At 63.0% G+C, this 19,249-nt stretch carries 17 protein-coding genes and 1 pseudogene; 3 read left to right on the forward strand and 15 right to left on the reverse strand.

What is annotated here, in order from left to right; all coding sequences use genetic code 11:
- The 5 genes and pseudogenes from ACQKPE_RS22150 to ACQKPE_RS22170 form a co-directional block, all read right to left on the reverse strand.
- A pseudogene (locus ACQKPE_RS22150) lies at nt 1-102 on the reverse strand (MetQ/NlpA family ABC transporter substrate-binding protein); the annotation flags it as partial.
- A gap of 9 nt (nt 103-111) precedes the next feature.
- Nucleotides 112-1,518, reverse strand: coding sequence for a M16 family metallopeptidase (locus tag ACQKPE_RS22155; protein WP_427668855.1), 1,407 nt, complete (start codon nt 1,516-1,518; stop codon nt 112-114).
- 50 nt (nt 1,519-1,568) lie between these two features.
- A complete protein-coding gene (locus tag ACQKPE_RS22160; RefSeq protein ID WP_427668856.1) occupies nt 1,569-3,227 on the reverse strand; it encodes a Na/Pi cotransporter family protein in 1,659 nt (552 codons plus the stop codon).
- A gap of 227 nt (nt 3,228-3,454) precedes the next feature.
- Nucleotides 3,455-4,225, reverse strand: coding sequence for a TerC family protein (locus ACQKPE_RS22165; protein WP_427668857.1), 771 nt, complete (start codon nt 4,223-4,225; stop codon nt 3,455-3,457).
- A gap of 69 nt (nt 4,226-4,294) precedes the next feature.
- Nucleotides 4,295-5,602: a CitMHS family transporter gene (locus ACQKPE_RS22170; RefSeq protein WP_427668858.1), complete on the reverse strand. Its 1,308-nt coding sequence runs from the start codon at nt 5,600-5,602 to the stop codon at nt 4,295-4,297.
- Between the two features lie 268 nt (nt 5,603-5,870).
- On the opposite strand from ACQKPE_RS22170, the gene ACQKPE_RS22175 reads away from it, so the two are divergent.
- Complete coding sequence (locus ACQKPE_RS22175) at nt 5,871-6,272, forward strand: GFA family protein (RefSeq protein ID WP_427668859.1); 402 nt, start codon at nt 5,871-5,873, stop codon at nt 6,270-6,272.
- 118 nt (nt 6,273-6,390) lie between these two features.
- Here ACQKPE_RS22175 and ACQKPE_RS22180 read toward each other — a convergent pair whose 3' ends face one another.
- From ACQKPE_RS22180 to gcvA, 10 genes are all read right to left on the reverse strand, one after another.
- A complete protein-coding gene (locus ACQKPE_RS22180) occupies nt 6,391-8,349 on the reverse strand; it encodes a DUF4105 domain-containing protein (protein WP_427668860.1) in 1,959 nt (652 codons plus the stop codon).
- Nucleotides 8,346-8,666, reverse strand: a complete 321-nt coding sequence (locus ACQKPE_RS22185) for a DUF2388 domain-containing protein (RefSeq protein ID WP_427668861.1) — start codon at nt 8,664-8,666, stop codon at nt 8,346-8,348. Before ACQKPE_RS22185 ends, ACQKPE_RS22180 begins: the two co-directional genes overlap by 4 nt.
- Before the next feature lie 36 nt (nt 8,667-8,702).
- Nucleotides 8,703-8,999, reverse strand: a complete 297-nt coding sequence (locus ACQKPE_RS22190) for a DUF2388 domain-containing protein (RefSeq protein ID WP_427668862.1) — start codon at nt 8,997-8,999, stop codon at nt 8,703-8,705.
- A 78-nt stretch (nt 9,000-9,077) separates the two neighbouring features.
- On the reverse strand, nt 9,078-9,401 hold the full coding sequence (locus ACQKPE_RS22195; protein WP_427668863.1) for a DUF2388 domain-containing protein: 324 nt from the start codon (nt 9,399-9,401) through the stop codon (nt 9,078-9,080).
- A gap of 289 nt (nt 9,402-9,690) precedes the next feature.
- On the reverse strand, nt 9,691-9,843 hold the full coding sequence (locus ACQKPE_RS22200) for a DUF1127 domain-containing protein (protein ID WP_427668871.1): 153 nt from the start codon (nt 9,841-9,843) through the stop codon (nt 9,691-9,693).
- A gap of 458 nt (nt 9,844-10,301) precedes the next feature.
- Nucleotides 10,302-11,795: an acetyl-CoA hydrolase/transferase family protein gene (locus ACQKPE_RS22205; protein WP_427668864.1), complete on the reverse strand. Its 1,494-nt coding sequence runs from the start codon at nt 11,793-11,795 to the stop codon at nt 10,302-10,304.
- 192 nt (nt 11,796-11,987) lie between these two features.
- Complete coding sequence (locus ACQKPE_RS22210) at nt 11,988-13,424, reverse strand: NAD(P)(+) transhydrogenase (Re/Si-specific) subunit beta (protein WP_427668865.1); 1,437 nt, start codon at nt 13,422-13,424, stop codon at nt 11,988-11,990.
- 2 nt (nt 13,425-13,426) lie between these two features.
- Nucleotides 13,427-13,741 carry an NAD(P) transhydrogenase subunit alpha gene (locus tag ACQKPE_RS22215; protein ID WP_427668866.1) on the reverse strand — a complete coding sequence of 105 codons (315 nt, stop codon included), beginning with the start codon at nt 13,739-13,741 and terminating at the stop codon, nt 13,427-13,429.
- 11 nt (nt 13,742-13,752) lie between these two features.
- Complete coding sequence (locus tag ACQKPE_RS22220) at nt 13,753-14,874, reverse strand: Re/Si-specific NAD(P)(+) transhydrogenase subunit alpha (protein WP_427668867.1); 1,122 nt, start codon at nt 14,872-14,874, stop codon at nt 13,753-13,755.
- 419 nt (nt 14,875-15,293) lie between these two features.
- Nucleotides 15,294-16,193: a transcriptional regulator GcvA gene (gene gcvA / locus ACQKPE_RS22225; RefSeq protein WP_427668868.1), complete on the reverse strand. Its 900-nt coding sequence runs from the start codon at nt 16,191-16,193 to the stop codon at nt 15,294-15,296.
- Nucleotides 16,194-16,353: 160 nt separating this feature from the next.
- On the opposite strand from gcvA, the gene ACQKPE_RS22230 reads away from it, so the two are divergent.
- A complete protein-coding gene (locus ACQKPE_RS22230) occupies nt 16,354-17,535 on the forward strand; it encodes an acyl-CoA dehydrogenase (protein ID WP_427668869.1) in 1,182 nt (393 codons plus the stop codon).
- A gap of 16 nt (nt 17,536-17,551) precedes the next feature.
- Nucleotides 17,552-18,772, forward strand: coding sequence for a CaiB/BaiF CoA transferase family protein (locus tag ACQKPE_RS22235; RefSeq protein WP_427668870.1), 1,221 nt, complete (start codon nt 17,552-17,554; stop codon nt 18,770-18,772).
- Nucleotides 18,773-19,249 lie beyond the last annotated feature (477 nt).

A 19,249-nucleotide genomic window follows, 5' to 3' on the forward strand; every position in this document is an offset into this window, starting at 1 on the left:
CAGCTCCACGCCCTCTTTCGCCAGTTGCGGCTTCACGAACTCGAGGATCTCGGCGTGCGGCACCGGGGTGGCGGCGACGGTCAGGGTGTCGGCGTAAAGAATACCGCCGAATCAGGTCTCGCGTGTAGCGCCGCTGGGTCGATCGGCATGTTTGCGCCGCCGCCGGATTAAGCCTGCAGCGAGTACCAGCCCGAGCACCACGGCCACCAGCCCGTACAGCTCGTCATAACCGAGCAGCGGTTTTTCGATACGCAGGTAACCTGGGCTCTTGAGCAGTTCGCGCAAGGCATCGTTGGCCTGCTTCAGGCTGACCTGGCGCAGCTTGCGGATCGGGTCGCTGAACACGCCATCCTGGTAGTCGTTGAGCGCCCCCCAGTAATAGTCGGCCAGCGCGCTGTTGCCCTGGCTGGTCCAGCTTTCGCGGGCGATGGCCGCTTCCTTGAGGCGGGCGAAGGTGTCCGGGTCCAGGCCGTTTTTCTTCAGCTGGTCGAACAGTTGCTGCATTACCTTCACCGCGGCATCCACGTCTTGGCGTTCCAGGTCGGCATTGAGGCTGAGCATGCCGCTGTCGCCAAAGCTCTCGCGCGCAGCCGAGGGCCCGTAGGACAGGCCATTGCGCAGGCGCAGCTGGTCGTACAGCGCCCAGTCGAGGTAGCGCGATAGCAGCTCCAGGGTCTGGTCGTGCCCTTCCTCCAGCACCGGCTCGATGAACAGCCAGTGCAGCTTGACGTTATCGCCCAGCCAGCCGCGGGTCAGCTCGCGGCGTTGCTCGGCCTGCTGGGTGATGGTTTCCAGGTCGCGGCGCTCGCCCGGTTCGGTGGCTGGCAGCTCGCCGTAGGTGCGCTCCAGGTAGGCCGGCAGCAGGCGGTCGAGGCCGCCGACCACGATCAGGCTCATGTTGTTGGCAGCGTAGAAGTGCTCGCGCAGGTCCTTGACCTGGGCGAGGGTCATGTCGTCGAGGTCGGAGCGTTCCGGGCACTTCAGGCCCAGCTCCACGGCCAGTTGGTCACTGGCGCGGTTGCCGATGTCCTGGCGGTCGAGCCAGCGTTGCAGGTGGCCGTAGTGGCCGCCGTCCTCACGCTCGATGATGGTCTTGGCCGTGGCCAGGGCCTTGGCATCGATGCGCGTGTCGCGGATGGCCGCCAGCAGCAGGTCGAGCACCTTGCGCTGGTTGCGCGCCGGGGCCTCGATCACGAAGGTGGTGTCGGCGCTGCTGGTGAAGGCGTTCCACTCCCCGCCCAGGGCCTGCATACGCTCTTCCAGGCCGCCCTCGCCGGTTTCGTCGATGCCGCTGAACAGCAGGTGTTCCAGCAGGTGCGGCAGCTCGCGCTGCTGGCAGTCGAAGTCGTCCAGGCCCACGCCCACCACCAGGCGGATCGAAACATGGTCGCGCTCGTAGCCCGACTTCATGATCACCTGCAGGCCATTGGGCAGCAGGTAGCCCTCGACCCTGGAGCGGTCCAGGGCCAGGGACGGGAGGCTGCAAAGTACGAGGCAAATGAACGTCAGGCAACGCATGGCGAGCTTCCGGGCAGTTCCTTGGGTTGAGGTGAAGAGGGCGACGCGAGTCAGGGCTGGCGGGCTTCGTCCGGCACGCTGTCGAGCAGCAGGCCACCGGTGTCGGAGCCGCCCAGTACCACATAGGCACTGCTGCAGAACAAAGAGTTCAACCGCTTCATGTCGGCGATCAGCTCCAAGTGTAGTGAACTGGTTTCGATACTCTGCACCACTTTACGTTGCAGACGGCTGACATGGGCGTGCGCCAGGCGTCGTTCCTGGGCGCGAAAACGACGTTTTTCGCGCAGCAACAGGTGCGCGCTCTGCGGGTCGGCGCTGAGGAACACCGACAGGCCCAGGCGCAGGTTGGCCAGCAGCTGTTCTTGCAGGCCGGTCAGTTCCTCCAGGCCAACTTGCGAGAATTCGCGACGTTGCGAGGTTTTCTGCTGCTGCACCTTGCGCAGCATGCGTTCGATCAGGTCGCTGGCCAGCTTGAGGTTGATCGCCAGTTCGATGATTTCGGCCCAGCGCCGGTTTTCCGCGTCGCTGAGGTCTTCGCGGGTCATCTGCGCCAGGTACAGCTTGATGGCGCTGTACAGCGCTTCGGCGTCTTCGCCCAGCGCCCGCACCTGTTGCGGCAAGGCGGTCTGGGTGCCGCGCAGGGCGCCGAGCATGGCTTCGAGCAGGCTGTCGACGATATCGCCCAGGCGCAGGGTTTCGCGCGCGGCATTGGCCAGCGCCAGGCTGGGAGTACCGAGGGCGGAAGGGTCGAGGTGGCGCGGGTGAACCTGGCCATTGCCGTTGGCTCGCTCCGGCAGCAGGGTACTGCACAGCCGCCCCATGGGCTTGACCGTCGGCAGCATCAGCAGGCAGCGCAGGGTGTTGTAGAGCAGGTGAAAGCCGATCACCAGCTCCTGCGGGCTGAAGCTCAGCGAGTCCATCCAGTCCACCAGCGGGTGCAGCACCGGGATGATCAACACCAGGCCGATCAGCTTGTACAGCAGGCTGCCCAGGGCTACGCGACGGCCAGCGGCGTTCTGCATGCTGGTGCTGATGAACGCCAACAGGCCGCTGCCGATGTTGGCGCCGACCACCAGGCCGATCGCCACCGGCAGGCTGATGAGTTCGGCACCGGCCAGGGTGGCGGTGAGCAGCACGGCAGCCAGGCTGGAGTAGGAAATCATGGCGAACAGCGCGCCGACCAGGGCGTCGAGCAGGATGTCGCCGGTGAGCGAGGCGAACAGCACTTTCACGCCCTGGGCGTGGGTGATGGGCGCCGCCGCCTGCACGATCAGCTCCAAGGCCAGGATGATCAGGCCCAGGCCGATGGCCACACGGCCCAGTTGGCCGAGGCGGGTCTGCTTGCGCGAGAGGAAGAAGATCACGCCGATGAACACCAGCAGCGGCGACAGCCACGACAGGTCGAAGGTCAGCACCCGCGCCATCAACGCGGTACCGACATCGGCACCGAGCATGATCGCCAGGGCCGGGGTCATGGCCATCAGGCCCTGGCCGACGAAGGAGGTGACCAGCATGGCCGTGGCGTTGCTGCTTTGCACCATGGCGGTGACGACGATGCCGGCGATGAATGCCAAGGGCCGGCGGTTCATGTTCTGGCTGAGCACCCGGCGCAGGTTCGAGCCGTACACCCGCAGGATGCCGGTGCGCACGATGTGCGTGCCCCACACCAGCAGGGCCACGGCGGAGAGCAGGTTGAGCAGGGTCAGCATGGTCGAGCCCCCTTTTACGTGCCCCATGCAGGGCCAATGGGTATCGCCGTGAGCCTGGCCCGGGGGTGGGCGGTTTTGTCAGTGCTCACTGAAGCTTTAGTTGCTTTGCGCGGTTGCCGCCAGCTTGGCATGGCGGGCATTTATTTGAAACATTTCTGTAATAACTTCCGGGTCCGGGCAGCACAAACGAAAAAGGCCCCGAAGGGCCCTTTCCACGCTGCCTGGTCTTACTGACCCGGAATGTCCTTGCGCAGTTTCACCGGATCGTGATCCTTGCCTTGCTTGCGTGCCATGGCAGTGCGCATCTTGATGTTGATCGCCTCCACCGCCAGCGAGAAGGCCATGGCGAAGTACACATAGCCCTTCGGTACATGCACATCGAACGCCTCGGCGATCAGCACGGTACCCACGACGATCAGGAACGAAAGCGCGAGCATTTTCAGCGACGGGTGCTTGTCGATGAAGTCGCTGATGGTCCCGGCGCACAGCATCATCACCAGCACCGCGACGATGATCGCCGCGACCATCACCGGCACATGGGACACCATGCCCACCGCCGTGATCACCGAGTCCAGGGAGAACACGATGTCGATAATGGCGATCTGGATGATGGTGTAGAAGAACTTGCCACCCGCGCCCTTGGGCTCCTCGCTTTGCTCGTCCTCGCCTTCCAGGCCGTGGTAGATCTCTTGCGAGCTTTTCCACAGCAGGAACAGGCCACCGAAGAACAGGATGAGGTCGCGACCGGAAATACCCTGGCCGAAGACGACGAACAAATCGGCGGTCAGGCGCATCACCCAGGTGATCGACAGCAGCAGCAGGATGCGCGTGACCATCGCCAGCGCCAGGCCGAAGATCCGCGTGCGCGGCTGCAGGTGCTTGGGCATGCGGCTGACCAGGATCGAGATCATGATGATGTTGTCGATCCCCAGCACGATCTCAAGTGCGGTGAGGGTGAAAAAGGCAACCCAGATTTCCGGGCTGGTCAGCCATTCCATGTGTATTCCTTCGAACGATAATGGCGATGCGCCCGAGTGTAGGACGCATCGCGGAGGGATGCTCTTTGCTTACAGACTGCTGAACAGCGGGAAAATCCCCATCAGCAAGGCGGCGAACATTATGCACAGGCACACCAGCACTGCCCACTTGAGGGTGAAGCGCTGGTGATCGCCAAATTCGATACCGGCCAACGCTACCAGCAGGTAGGTGGAGGGTACCAGTGGGCTCAGCAGGTGTACCGGCTGGCCGACGATCGACGCGCGGGCCATTTCCACCGGGGTGATGCCGTAGTGGGCGGCCGCTTCCGACAGCACCGGCAGCACGCCGTAGTAGAAGGCGTCGTTGGACATGAAGAAGGTGAACGGCATGCTGACGATCGCAGTGATGACTGCCAGGTAAGGGCCGAGCGCATCCGGAATCACCGCCAGCAGGCTCTTGGACATGGCCTCGACCATGCCGGTGCCCGACAGGATGCCGGTGAAGATACCTGCGGCGAAGATCAGGCCGGTGACGGCCAGGACGCTACCGGCGTGGGCGGCGATGCGGTCCTTCTGCTGTTGCAGGCAAGGGTAGTTGACGATCATCGCGATGCTGAAGGCGATCATGAACAGCACCGGCAGCGGCAGCACGCCAGCGATCAGCGCCACCATCAGTACGGCAGTGAGGGCGCCGTTGAACCAGATCAGCTTCGGACGACGCGCTTCAGGGAACTGCGACACGCTGATTTCGCTGTGGTCGATGTCGTCGGTGGGCAGGTGCAGCTCGCCCAGGCGGGCACGTTCGCGCTTGCCGTACATATAGGCGATGGCGAGGATCGCCAGCACGCCGAAGGCCATGGCCGGGATCATCGGCACGAAGATGTCCGACGGGTCGACGTGCAGGGCGCTGGCGGCGCGGGCGGTCGGGCCGCCCCAGGGGGTCATGTTCATCACCCCGCCGGCCAAAATGATCAGGCCAGCCATGATCCGTGGGCTCATGCCCAGGCGGCTGTACAGCGGCAGCATGGCGGCGCAGCAGATCATGTAGGTGGTGGCGCCGTCACCGTCGAGCGACACCACCAGGGCCAGCACTGCGGTGCCGACCGAAACCTTCAGCGGATCGCCCTTGACCAGCTTGAGGATCTGGCGCACGGCCGGGTCGAACAGGCCGGAATCGATCATCAGGGCGAAATAGAGAATGGCGAACATCAGCATCACGCCGGTGGGCGCGAGCTTGCTGATGCCTTGCAGCATCATCGGGCCGATGTCGCTGTAGAAGCCGCCGAACAGGGCGAACAGGATTGGTACCAGGATCAGCGCGATCAAGGCCGAAAGGCGCTTGGTCATGATCAGGTACATGAACGAAAGAACCATGGCAAAGCCAAGGAAAGTCAGCATGGCGGTACTCCAGGCGTGGCGCGGCGAAAGGGCGGGCGATTCGGGCGTGTCAGCGCGTCAGGCGCTGTGCGTGGGGTAGCCGGAGGGACATTGCAGGAAGGCGGGCACAGGAAAACATCGGTATCACCATTGTTGTTGTTGATTGGGCCGGGCGCGGAAATTTCCGGGTGCCCTGGCTGGCCGGTCTGTTGCCGGTGGTGGGGCTATCCTAGGCGGGGAAGCTTTCAGCCAGCTTTCGGCGTGATGAAGGCGACGGGAGGTAGGTGCCATGACGCAGGTGCATGAAGGCGGTTGCCACTGTGGTGGCCTGCGGTATCGGTTGCGCGGGGCGCTGACAGATGTTGCCCATTGCCACTGCACGATCTGTCGGCGGGTCAGCGGGGCGCCGGTGGTGACCTGGGTCACCTTGGCCCTGGGGGATTTCCAATGGCTGAACGAAGAGGCGCAGTGCTATGTCGCGCCGGCCAGTTGCAGGCGGTATTTCTGTGGGCGCTGTGGTGCACATGTGGCGTTGGTGACCGAGCATAGCCCGCAGAGTATCGATGTGACGGTGGCGACGCTGGACCGGCCGGAGGATGTGCGGCCCAACCGGCATATCTGGGTGGGTACCCGGTTGCCTTGGTTGCATCTGGATGAGGATTTGCCTGGGGAGTTGGGGGAGCGGTTGTGAGGGTGATGGTGGTTGTGCCGGCCTATTCGCGGGCAAGCCCGCTCCTACAAGTATTGCACCGAACCCTGTAGGAGCGGGCTTGCCCGCGAATAGGCCGGACCAGGCGCCAGAGCACCTGTCAGGGCAACTGCAACCCCCCAGCCGCCTTGTGCAAGGCCCGCAGGTGCTCACCAACCTGCTTCACATTGGCTTCGATCGCCGAGATCTCCTGCGCCCGCTTGGGCTCCAGCAAGGCCCGCACTTCCTTGTCCAGGTCGGTGCTCAGGCGCAGCAACTGGGCCTGGCGCTCCTTGCTCACCTGTTCCAGATGCACCCGCTCCTGGGGTTGCGGCAGGCCATAGCCGGTGCTTTCGAGCAGTTCCGCCGGGCGACTGAGGAAGCCGCTGTTGGCCAGCATCTGCTGCAGGGTCTCGTTGGCCTTGTCGACCGTGCCGTCCTTCAACGCCGTGGCATTCAGGTAGCGCTGCTTGACTTCGTCCTGGGCCAATAACAGCTGGCGGCGCAGGCTGGCCTGCTCGAGCAGCAACAACGCTGCGCTGGTACGCAGGTCGGCCTTGGGGAACCACGGACGGCGCTGCTCGGCGTCCAGTGCCAGCCAGTCCTCCACGGCGGTTTCCTTGATTGGCAGCTGTTTCTTCAGCACGTCGAACATCGCCTGGTAGCGGTCACGGTAGGAGTCGAAGAGGTAACCCAGGCGCAGTGCTTCGCGGCGGTCGTCGAGCACGCGAGTGTCGGCCAGGCCGCGGCCCTTGAGCACCTCCAGCAGGCCGTTGGGCATGATCGCGTCGAGGTCGACCAAGCGCCGGTCGGCGGTGCCGCTGCGCATCAGCTTCAGGGTTTCCACCGCGCAGTTGTTGGACAGGAAGTAGTAGTTGCCGTCATAGCCCCAGTGCATCTCGGCGGCCTGGCGCACCAGGTCCTCGACCTGCGTGCGGTCGAGCTTGAGCGGCACTGACGCCAGGCTGCGCAGCTCGGTCTTGGTGTATTCGTCGATCACCTGGCCCAGCGGCAGCACGAACAGACGCGATGGGTAGGCGCCGGTCAGGCCGTCCCAGCTGGACAGTTGCACATCGTTGACGAAAGCGCGGTACGACAGCACCAGGTGCTGGTCGAGGTCCAGGCGGCAGTCTGGGCCGCGTGGACGGCCAGGGGCGCAGATCACCAGGCGCAGCATGCTGTGGCCCCAGCGGCTGACCCAGTTCTGGTTGGCCTCGGCCAGTAGGTAGTCCACTTCGTAGACCCGCTCCGGGTCGATCTCACCCAGCGGCTGGCGGGCGAAGTCGTTGCCGGCGTTGAGGAACGGCAGGCCTTTGGCGCAAGTGTCCTGGGGCGGCGCCCAGCCGAAGTGCTCGCGCAGGTATTGGTTCAGCGCCGGGCGGCGGCAGGCGTAGCTTGGGTCGAGGAGGAAATACTCCATGTTGACCGCAATGAACTCCTTGGGGCTGCTCAGCTCGTAGCTGTCCGGGCTGCGCACCAGCTGGCCGTTGTGCTGCTCGCGTTCGCCGCGGCGGCCAACGTACTGCGGCCAGCCGGCCAGGTCGAGCAGGCGGGGGTCGTCGCTCAGGGTGAAACGGCGTTCGCCCTGGCCACGGCACTGTGCGGGCAGGCCGATGGCGCCCAGGCTGCCTTCGTGGCGCTTGCAGCGGGCGATCAGCTGGCGCTCGGCGGAGGGCCACAGGCGGGCGCGGTCGTAGATATGGGTCAGCTCATGCAGCACGGTAGCCAGCAGTTCGTTGCGCACCGTGCCATGGGGGCGATGCGTGCGTTCGCGGGCGGCACTGCCGTCGACCAGGCCCGGCAACAGGCGGCGGTTAAGGTCGAGGGTCGAGACTGGTGAAGCCTGGCCGTAGGCATCGGCGGGCATATTGTCGGTCCAGCTGACGCGCACGCGGCGGTCCAGCTTGGCCTTGAAGGCTGGGGGGAGCTTGGCCATCGCCTCGTCGAGCAGTGCCTGGGTGGCTTGCTGCTGTTGCGGGTCGAGGTCGGCCGTCTGCAACTCGAGTTGCAGGTCGGCCAGGGCGGGCGTGCCGAGCAGCGTCAGGGCGCAGCCGAGCAGCCAGGCACGCGCGCGCTTCACAGGGCGAGGATGGCTTCGGCCAATACCTGGTCGCTGGCGTCGCGGGCTTCGGGAACACGCTCGCGCAGGGTCTCGAACGCGGCTTGCAGTTGTGCGCCACGGATGTCGCCACGGCTGGCGACGAAACTGGCGGCGGCGTCGCGGGCTTCCTGCACGACCTTGGAGTCGCGGATGGAGGTCGTGGTGTCGGACGTGAAGTCGATCGAGCGGCCGAAGGCACGCACGATGATATTGCTGGTGGCCACCAGGGTTTGCGCGTGGGCCAGGTCGGCCAGCAGCAACATGCCGAGGGTGGCGGCGATCAGCGGTTTACGCATGGAGCATCTCCGAAGAATACAGGGAGTCAGGTGTGTTCATTGGACGAGAATTGCTTCTGCCAGTTCAAGGTCGCCGACAGATAGCCCAGGGTTGGCGTGGCGTAGCGAATCCAGCGCGGCCTCCAGGCGTGCGCCGCGTATCTGCCCTTCGCTGGCAACGAATGCAGCCGCGTCGCTGCGCGCGCGCAACACCAGTTTGCGATCGAACGGCGCGGTGGTCACCTTGCTGGTGACGTAGCCGCTGACCACCAGGCTCTGGGTGGTGACATCCATGGCATGGGCAGTGCCCGTGGCGGCGATGATGGCGAAGAACGATGGCAACAGATAACGCATGGGTCTAGAGGCTTTTTCCAGGCAGCTAGGTGCGCCCGGGCACGCTGAAAATGCGTCACCCGGGCCACGTGGAAGGGTTCAAAGTGCCAGGATGGCCTGGGCCAGTTGCGTGTCGCTGGCTTGCAGTGCCGGTAACTGCTGGCGGATGTGCAGGAACGCGCTTTCCAGTTTCGCCCCGCGGATCGCACCTTGGCTGCCGACGAAGCTGGCAGCGTCGTCACGGGCGGCCTGGACGATCTTGTCGTCGCGCAGCGAAGAGGTCACGTCGGAAGTGGCATCGGTGGTAGCGGCGACAGCGCCGACGACGGCATCGGTGGTCACGACGAAGCTTGTGGCGTGGGCGGTACCGGCCAGGGCCAGCAGCGTGGCGGCGCCAAGCAGATGCAGATATTTACGGGACATGGTCGGAGGGCTCCTGCTGGGTGGTTCTGGTGGTTCGCACGCTTACGTGGTGCTTCACGTTATGTTTTTTAACAGGTCATTCAGGCAAGCGTATCACGTGGGTTTGTTTCCGCATGTGAAGTCAGTGCCTTGGGCAAACTGTTACGGTCTTAAGTTGTAAATATAAAACTGTATAGCTTTGGCATTGGAACGCGTCAAACGCGGCACCTTGGAAGCAAAAAACCCGTCGCAGTTCCCTGCGACGGGTTTTGAGAATTCGCGGTGCCGGCCGTAGCCGGCGAGCCGGAGCTTAACGCCAGAAAGGCTTGCTCAGCTCTTGGTAACGCTGGGCTTCGCTGATACCGGCGTCAGCCAGCAGGCGGGCGTCCAGGCGAGCCAGTTGACGGCGGCTGGCCAGGCGACGCTGCCACAGCAGCAGGGTCGACAGCGCGCGCAGCGGCATAGAGGCGTTAGTTTGAACGTTGCTTTCGAAAACCAGACCGGAACTGAGGGTACGTTCCATGATGTGTCATCCTTCCGCTTATGGCGGGATTAGGGAGTTGTTTAACTGGTGCCCATGATCCTCCTCTGCCGTCCATAACAGTAGATACAGTTCGGCAGTAATGCGATAGCTCAGTTAACTGTGTAACGACACTGTTGCACCTGTAATTGGCGTAACTGTACTGGTCTGCGCGGAATTGGTGCGTTTTTGATCGGGAGGCGGGGTTGTTCAAGCTGGGGTCGGGGTTTTTAGCGGTACAGTGGAACAGTTTTTGGTTGAGTCGGTTCTGGCTGTTCAGGTTGATCGAAATACAGTGTTGACGCAATTCGCGGGCAAGCCCGCTCCTACAGGTTCAGTGAGGACCTTGTAAGAGCGGGCTTGCCCGCGAATAGACCGGTACAGTCTACGCAGAGGCCAGATCAGCCCGCCAACATGCGGCCACTTTCTTCCAGATTCTCGTGCCAGCTCAGGGCCTCGCGCAGAATGTGCGGCGTATGCCCCCCTCGTTGGCAGGCCCGCTCGAAGTAGTCGTTCAACGCCGCGCGGTAATCCGGGTGCACACAGTTGTCGATGATCGCCCGGGCTCGCTCGCGTGGCGCCAGGCCGCGCAAGTCCGCCAGGCCCTGCTCGGTCACCAGGATGTCCACGTCATGCTCGGTGTGGTCCACATGGCTGACCATCGGCACCACGCTGGAAATGGCGCCCCCCTTGGCGATCGACTTGGTGACGAACACCGCCAGGTGCGCGTTGCGGGCGAAGTCGCCGGAGCCACCAATGCCGTTCATCATCCGCGTGCCGCACACGTGGGTGGAGTTGACGTTGCCATACAGGTCGAACTCCAACGCCGTATTGATGCCGATGATCCCCAGGCGACGTACCACCTCCGGGTGGTTGGAGATTTCCTGCGGGCGCAGCACCAGCTTGTGCTTGTAATGCTCCAGGTTGCCGAACACCTCGGCATTGCGGCGTGTCGACAGGGTGATCGAACTGCCTGAAGCGAAGCTCAGCTTACCGGCATCCATGAGGTCGAAGGCAGAGTCCTGAAGCACTTCCGAGTACATGGTCAGGTTCTCGAAGGGCGAGTCGATCAAGCCGCTGAGCACCGCGTTGGCAATGGTGCCGACGCCAGCCTGCAACGGGCCGAGCTGGTTGGTCATGCGCCCTGCTGCCACTTCGCTTTTGAAGAACCCGATGAGGTGGTCGGCGATGGCCTGGGTTTCGTCATCGGCAGGCAGCACAGTGGACGGCGAGTCCGGCTGGTTGCTGATGACGATGCCGACGATCTTCGCTGGGTCGATCGGAATCGCGTTGCTACCGATGCAGTCATCCACCTTCACCAGCGGGATCGGCGTGCGAGTCGGGCGGTAGGTAGGGATATAGATGTCGTGCAGGCCTTCGAGGTTGGCGTTGTGCGACAGGTTGATCTCGACGATGACCTGCTTGGCGAAAATCGCGAAGCTGGCCGAGTTGCCCACCGAGGTGGTCGGCACGATATGACCTTGCTCGGTGATCGCCACCGCCTCGATGACCGCGATGTCCGGCAGGGTCAGTTGTTTGTTGCGCAGCTGCTCGACGGTTTCCGAGAGGTGCTGGTCGATGAACATCACCTGGCCATCGTTGATCGCCTTGCGCAGGGTGCTGTCCACCTGGAACGGCATGCGTCGGGCCAGTACGCCGGCTTCGGTAAGCTGCTTGTCCAGGTCGTTGCCAAGGCTCGCGCCGGTCATCAGGCTGATCTTCAGCGGCGACTGCCTGGCGCGCTCGGCCAGTGCATGGGGAACGGCCTTGGCTTCGCCGGCGCGGGTGAAGCCGCTCATGCCGACGGTCATGCCGTCCTCGATCAGGCCAGCGGCATCAGCCGCACTCATTACCTTGCTGTGCAGGGAGGACAAGCGGATACGATCACGGTACATGGGGTGTTATCTCGGGCTACTTAGGCTACTGGTGCGCAGTCTAGTGTTATCGCTTGCGCCACGTCCCGCGACCATGGTCGTAGGGGAAGGCTGGAAATAGAGCCGTTGATCTGGATCATGGAAACGAGAAGGCCCCAGGAAAGTGCTTCCTGGGGCCTTCTATATAGAGAAGCGTTTTTTCAGATCAGCCGATCACTCCACGGCCTTGACCATGTCCTCGATCACCTTCTTGGCATCCCCGAACACCATCATGGTCTTGTCCAGGTAGAACAGTTCGTTATCCAGCCCCGCATAGCCACTGGCCATGGAGCGCTTGTTGACGATGATGGTCTTGGCCTTGAACGCCTCGAGAATCGGCATGCCGGCGATCGGCGACTTGGGGTCGTTCTTCGCCGCCGGGTTGACCACGTCGTTGGCGCCCAGCACCAGTACCACGTCGGCCTGGCCAAACTCGGCGTTGATGTCCTCCATCTCGAACACCTGGTCGTAGGGCACCTCGGCTTCGGCCAGCAGCACGTTCATATGGCCCGGCATACGCCCGGCCACCGGGTGGATCGCGTACTTCACGGTCACACCGTTGTGCACCAGCTTCTCGGTCAGCTCCTTGAGCGCATGCTGGGCGCGGGCCACCGCCAGGCCGTAGCCGGGCACGATGATCACACTGTCGGCGTTGCTCAAGAGGAAGGTCGCATCGTCGGCCGAGCCGGATTTCACCGGGCGCTGTTCCTTGCTGCCGGTGGCGGCGCCTGCGTCGGTATCGCCGCCGAAGCCGCCGAGGATGACGTTGAAGAACGAACGGTTCATCGCCTTGCACATGATGTACGAGAGGATCGCACCGCTGGAGCCCACCAGGGAGCCGGCAATGATCAGCATCGAGTTGTTCAGCGAGAAGCCGATTCCTGCCGCCGCCCAGCCCGAATAGCTGTTGAGCATCGACACCACCACCGGCATGTCGGCGCCGCCGATCGGGATGATGATCAGTACGCCCATGATGAAGGCCAGGGCCAGCATCAGGGTGAAGGCGCTGTAATGGCCGGTGAAGGTGAACAACAGGCCCAAGGCGATAGTGGTGATGCCCAGGATCAGGTTCAGCTTGTGCTGGCCAGCGAACTGTACCGGTGCCCCCTGGAACAGGCGGAACTTGTACTTGCCCGACAGCTTGCCGAAGGCGATCACCGAACCGGAGAAGGTGATGGCGCCAATGGCTGCGCCGAGGAACAGTTCCAGGCGGTTGCCGGTGGGGATCGGGTCGCTGATGCTGGCGACGATGCCCAGCGACTGCGGCTCCAGTACTGCGGCGATGGCGATGAACACGGCGGCCAGGCCGATCATGCTGTGCATGAAGGCGACCAGTTCCGGCATCTTGGTCATCTCGACGCGCTTGGCCATGATCGAGCCTGCGGTGCCGCCGATCAGCAGGCCGAGGATCACGTAGCCAATGCCAGCAGTCGCGAGTTCCGCCCCAAGCTTATAGATGAGGCCAATGGTGGTGAGCATGGCGATGGCCATGCCGAGCATGCCGAACACATTGCCCCGCCGCGAGGTGGTCGGGTGCGACAGCCCCTTGAGCGCCTGGATGAAGCAGACCGAGGCGACCAGGTAAAGAAGGGTTACCAGATTCATGCTCATGCTTACTTCTGCGCCTCGTTCTTGTTTTTCTTCTTGAACATCTCAAGCATGCGCCGGGTGACCAGGAAGCCACCGAACACATTCACCGCCGCCAGGGCTACGGCCAGGGTGCCCATCAGCTTGCCGGCCGGGGTCACGGTCAGCGCCGCCGCCAGCATGGCGCCGACGATGACGATCGCCGAGATGGCGTTGGTGACGGCCATCAGTGGCGTGTGCAGCGCCGGGGTGACGTTCCACACCACGTGGTAGCCGACGTAGATGGCCAGCACGAAGATGATCAGGTTGTAGATGCCGTCGGAAATCAGCAGGTCTTCCATTGTCGTGCTCCTCAGCCGTTCTTGCGCACGACCTGGCCGTCGCGGCACATCAGGCACGCGGCGACGATGTCGTCTTCGAGGTTGATCACCAGTGCGCCGTCCTTGTCGAACAGCAGCTTCGTGAAGTCCAGCAGGTTGCGCGCGTACAGCGCCGAGGCGTCCGCTGCGACCTGGGCCGGCAGGTTGGTCGGCCCGACCAGGGTCACCCCGTGGGCCACCACCACCTGGTCGGCGACGGTCAGTGGGCAGTTGCCACCTTGGGCTGCCGCCAGATCGATGACCACCGAGCCGGGTTTCATCTGCGCGACGGTTTCGGCGCTAAGCAGCGTCGGCGCCTTGCGCCCGGGAATCAGCGCGGTGGTGATGACGATGTCGGCCTGCTTGGCGCGCTCGTGCACGGCCTGGGCCTGGCGTTGCATCCAGCTGGCCGGCATGGGGCGCGCGTAACCGCCAACGCCCTCGGCGCATTCGCGCTCCTCGTCGGTCTCGTAAGGCACGTCGAGGAACTTGGCACCCAGCGACTCGATCTGCTCCTTCACCGCCGGGCGCACGTCCGAGGCTTCGATCACCGCACCCAGGCGCTTGGCCGTGGCGATGGCCTGAAGGCCAGCAACGCCAGCGCCGAGAATCAGCACGCGGGCGGCCTTCACGGTGCCGGCGGCAGTCATCAGCATGGGCATGAAGCGTGGGTAGTGATGAGCGGCCAGCAGCACCGCCTTGTAACCGGCGATGTTGGCCTGGGACGACAGCACGTCCAGGCTTTGGGCGCGCGAGGTACGGGGCGCGGCCTCGAGGGCGAAGGCGGTGATGCCGCGCTCGGCCATCTTGGCGATCAGTTCATTGTTGAAGGGGTTGAGCATGCCTGCCAGCACGCTGCCGGCGTTGATGCGGGTCAGCTCCTGGTCGTTGGGTGCGACCACCTTGAGCACCAACTGCGCGCCAAAGGCGTCGCCTGCATCGCCCAGGGATGCGCCGACGGCCTCGTAGGCGCTGTCCGGAATGCTGGCCTTCAGGCCCGCTCCGCGCTCGACCGTGACCTGATGGCCCTGGCCCACCCACTTCTTGATGGTTTCGGGGGTCGCGGCAACCCTTGTCTCACCCGCCTGCGTCTCGAGAGGAACACCAATGTGCACGACTTTTCTCCTGCGGTGACCTTTTGTCTTTGTTTAAGCCAGCGCACTTCGGATGGTGCGGCTGGAGCGGCCGTTCAGCACGGGCGAAGCATTTTGCAGACGAACCCGGAGGGCTTCAACCGGTTCTGAAGCGAAACGAACTTAAAACTACAAGTCACCCTGTGACCACTTGTCGCAAGCAACTGCTTTCGGGCCGTCAAACACGCGCTATTGGGAGCTTAGGAGAAAAAATCAAAAATTTTTGGCTGTTTTCGCGGGTGACGTGGTGAATGTCGCAAAATAAGCCGCAAAGCCGCGCAGTTACTAGGGTTGATAGGGTTTTTAAGAAGCGACGGAACAGTTTATGTATTCGCGACAAATACATTCATCTGTAGGTGTTGAAAACAATTAACTACGGAGTCAGCTTTTGCTGCCCTGCGCTAGTTCTTCGAGGTGTAGTCGGTGGCCTGGGCCACCAGCCAATCGCGAAACGCACGTAGCGAGGCGGACTCGACCTTGCGCTCTGGAATCATCAAATAGTAGGCCTTGTCACTGGCCAGCGCATGTCTGTTGGCGACCACCAACCTACCCTCCTGCAACTCGCGCTGTATCAGGAACGGCGGGATCAGCGCGATTCCCATTTCATGCATGGCGGCCTGGGCAAGCATGGAAAACAGTTCGTAGCGCGGCCCGGCCATGTCGTGCTCGACACTCATCCCCAGACTGTCGAACCACTGCCGCCAGGCATAGGGCCGGGTGGTCTGTTGCAGCAGCGGTAGTTCGGCGATGCGCTCGGCGTTCAGCACGCCCTGCCCGGCCAGCAATGCCGGGCTGCACACCGGCACCGGGTTTTCGCCCATTAGCCGATGCGACTGGGTGCCAGACCAGTCGGCATCGCCAAAGTAGATGGCGGCATCGAAAGCGGTGTCGGCGAACAGGAACGGGCGCGTGCGGTTGGTGAGGTTGACGGTGACCTCGGGGTGGCGTTGCTGGAAATCCTTCAAACGTGGCAGCAGCCATTGGGTGCCGAACGTGGGTACGACGGCCAGTTCGATCACGTTGGCGCCCTGCTGGCGCATCACCGACAAGGTGTCGCGCTCTACGGCATCCAGCTGCGCGGCCACCTGGCGGCTGTAGGAAAGCCCGGCCTCGGTCAGTTTCACGCCCCGGCGCGAGCGGCGGAACAGCTCGACATTGAGGAAGTCTTCCAGGCCGCCGATTTGCCGACAGACGGCGCCCTGGGTCAGTGCAAGCTCCTGCGCAGCCTTGGTAAAGCTCTCGTGCCGCGCTGCCGCTTCGAAGCAGACCAAGGCCGTGGTGCTGGGGATCTTGCGGCGCATGTACGTCAACCTCACTCGTAGCTGGCTTGAAATGCCAATTTGGTGGTTCTCGGAGTGAGAAAATAGCACTAATCAGTGCGCAATCCTCGTTTGTCCCTTCGCCCGATCGGGCCTAGGATCAATGCACGAGTAACGACCACCCACTTCGAGGATTTCGTTCATGGCCGGTAAAGCAAGCTTCAACTGGATCGACCCGCTGCTGCTCGACCAGCAGCTCACTGAAGAAGAGCGCATGGTGCGTGACAGCGCTTATCAGTTCGCCCAGGACAAGTTGGCCCCGCGCGTGATCGAGGCGTTCCGCCACGAGCAGACCGACCCTGCGATATTCCGCGAGATGGGCGAAGTCGGCCTGCTGGGCGCGACCATTCCGGTGGAGTATGGCGGCAGCGGCCTGAACTACGTGTGCTACGGGCTGATTGCCCGCGAGGTGGAGCGCATCGATTCCGGTTACCGCTCGATGATGAGCGTGCAGTCGTCGCTGGTGATGGTGCCGATCAACGAGTTCGGCAGCGAGGCGCAGAAGCAGAAGTACCTGCCCAAGCTGGCCACGGGTGAATGGATCGGCTGCTTCGGCCTGACCGAGCCGAACCACGGCTCCGACCCCGGTGCGATGATTACCCGCGCACGCAAGGTCGATGGCGGCTATCGCCTGAGCGGCAGCAAGATGTGGATCACCAACAGCCCCATCGCCGATGTCTTCGTGGTCTGGGCCAAGGACGATGCCGGCGACATCCGCGGCTTCATCCTCGAGAAAGGTTGGGAAGGCCTGAGCGCGCCGGCGATCCACGGCAAGGTCGGCCTGCGCGCCTCCATCACCGGGGAAATCGTCATGGACAGCGTGTTCGTGCCGGAGGAGAACATCTTCCCTGAAGTGCGCGGCCTGAAAGGCCCGTTCACCTGCCTGAACTCGGCTCGTTATGGCATCTCCTGGGGTGCACTGGGCGCGGCAGAGTCCTGCTGGCACACCGCACGCCAGTACACCCTGGACCGCAAGCAGTTTGGGCGCCCACTGGCGGCCAACCAGTTGATCCAGAAGAAGCTGGCCGACATGCAGACCGAGATCACCCTGGGCCTGCAAGGCTGCCTGCGCCTTGGGCGGATGAAGGACGAGGGCACTGCGGCAGTGGAAATCACCTCGCTCATGAAGCGCAACTCCTGCGGCAAGGCGCTGGATATCGCACGGCTTGCCCGTGACATGCTGGGCGGCAATGGCATCTCCGACGAATTCGGCGTGGCGCGTCACCTGGTCAACCTGGAGGTGGTCAACACCTATGAAGGTACGCATGACATCCACGCGCTGATCCTCGGTCGCGCGCAGACCGGCATTCAGGCGTTCTTCTAATAGAGGGAGTCAGGCCATGGGGGCGTTATCCCATCTGCGGGTGCTAGACCTTTCGCGCGTGCTGGCCGGCCCTTGGTGCGGACAGATCCTCGCCGACCTTGGGGCCGACGTCATCAAGGTCGAGCGGCCGGGTTCGGGGGACGATACTCGCGCCTGGGGCCCGCCCTTCCTCAAGGATGCGCAAGGCGAGAACACCAGCGAGGCGGCCTATTACCTGTCGGCCAACCGCAACAAGCGCTCGGTGACCATCGACTTCACCCAGCCGGAAGGCCAGCGCCTGGTGCGTGAGCTGGCGGCAAAGTCGGATATCGTCATCGAGAACTTCAAGGTGGGTGGGCTGGCGGCCTACGGGCTGGACTATGCAAGCCTGAAGGCAGAGAACCCCAAGCTTATCTATTGCTCGATCACAGGCTTCGGGCAGACCGGGCCTTACGCCAAGCGTGCTGGCTACGACTTCATGATCCAGGGGCTGGGTGGCTTGATGAGCCTGACCGGGCGCCCGGAAGGTGAAGAAGGTGCTGGCCCGATGAAGGTGGGTGTGGCGCTGACCGACATTCTTACCGGGCTGTACTCCACCGTGGCGATCCTGGCCGCCCTCGCCCATCGTGATCAGGCTGGTGTCGGCCAGCATGTGGACATGGCATTGCTGGATGTTCAGGTGGCTTGCCTGGCCAACCAGGCGATGAATTACCTCACCACGGGTCTATCGCCGCGGCGGCTGGGGAATGCGCATCCGAATATCGTGCCCTACCAAGACTTCCCGACGGCGGATGGCGATTTCATTCTTACCGTGGGTAACGATGGTCAGTTTCGCAAGTTCGCCGAGGTGGCCGGGCAACCGCATTGGGCGGACGACCCGCGCTTCGCCACCAACAAGCAGCGGGTGGCCAACCGGGCCGAGCTGATTCCGTTGATTCGCCAGGCCACGGTGTTCAAGACCACCGCCGAGTGGGTCAGCCAGCTTGAGCAGGCAGGTGTGCCATGCGGGCCGATCAACGACCTGGCGCAGATGTTCCAGGACCCTCAGGTATTGGCGCGGGGGCTGGCTGTGGAGATTGCGCACCCATTGGCAGGCAGCGTGCCACAGGTGGCCAGTCCGATCCGGCTGTCGGAGACTCCGGTGGAGTACCGGCGTGCACCGCCGCTACTGGGTGAGCATACGGATGCGGTGCTGGGCGATGTACTGGGTCTGGGAGCTGAGGCTGTCCGGAGATTGAGGGCTGATGGGGTGGTCTGAGCTTTCTATCTATATAAGCAGCGGGGAGGCCGACAGGCCTCCCTTTTGCCTTTTATGAAGTTTTCTTGAAATAAAGGGTTGACGGGGTTTCTGAGGCCCTTATAATGCGCCCCACTTCCGACGTAGTCGAAGCGTAAAACTCCTTGAATATCAACGAGTTGAATGCTTCAGGCAGTATCGGAAGGGCTTCGATCTGTGTGTCGATAGCGGTGAAAAAGGCAGTTGACAGCAGGTTGTAACGCTGTATGATTCGCCTCCCGCTACGAGCGATCGCAGCGAGTCAAGTGGTTGAAGTTGAACGAGTTTCTCGCAGAAAACTTCAAAATAAATGCTTGACAGGTTGAGAGGAAAGCGTAGAATGCGCGCCTCGGTTGAAGCGAAACGCTTCGCCAAACGCTCTTTAACAAATCGAATCAAGCAATTCGTGTGGGTGCTTGTGAGTATGGACTGATCGTCGCCAAGATTATCAGCATCACA

This window comes from Pseudomonas sp. NPDC089554 (genome assembly GCF_050280645.1).
Lineage (GTDB): Bacteria > Pseudomonadota > Gammaproteobacteria > Pseudomonadales > Pseudomonadaceae > Aquipseudomonas.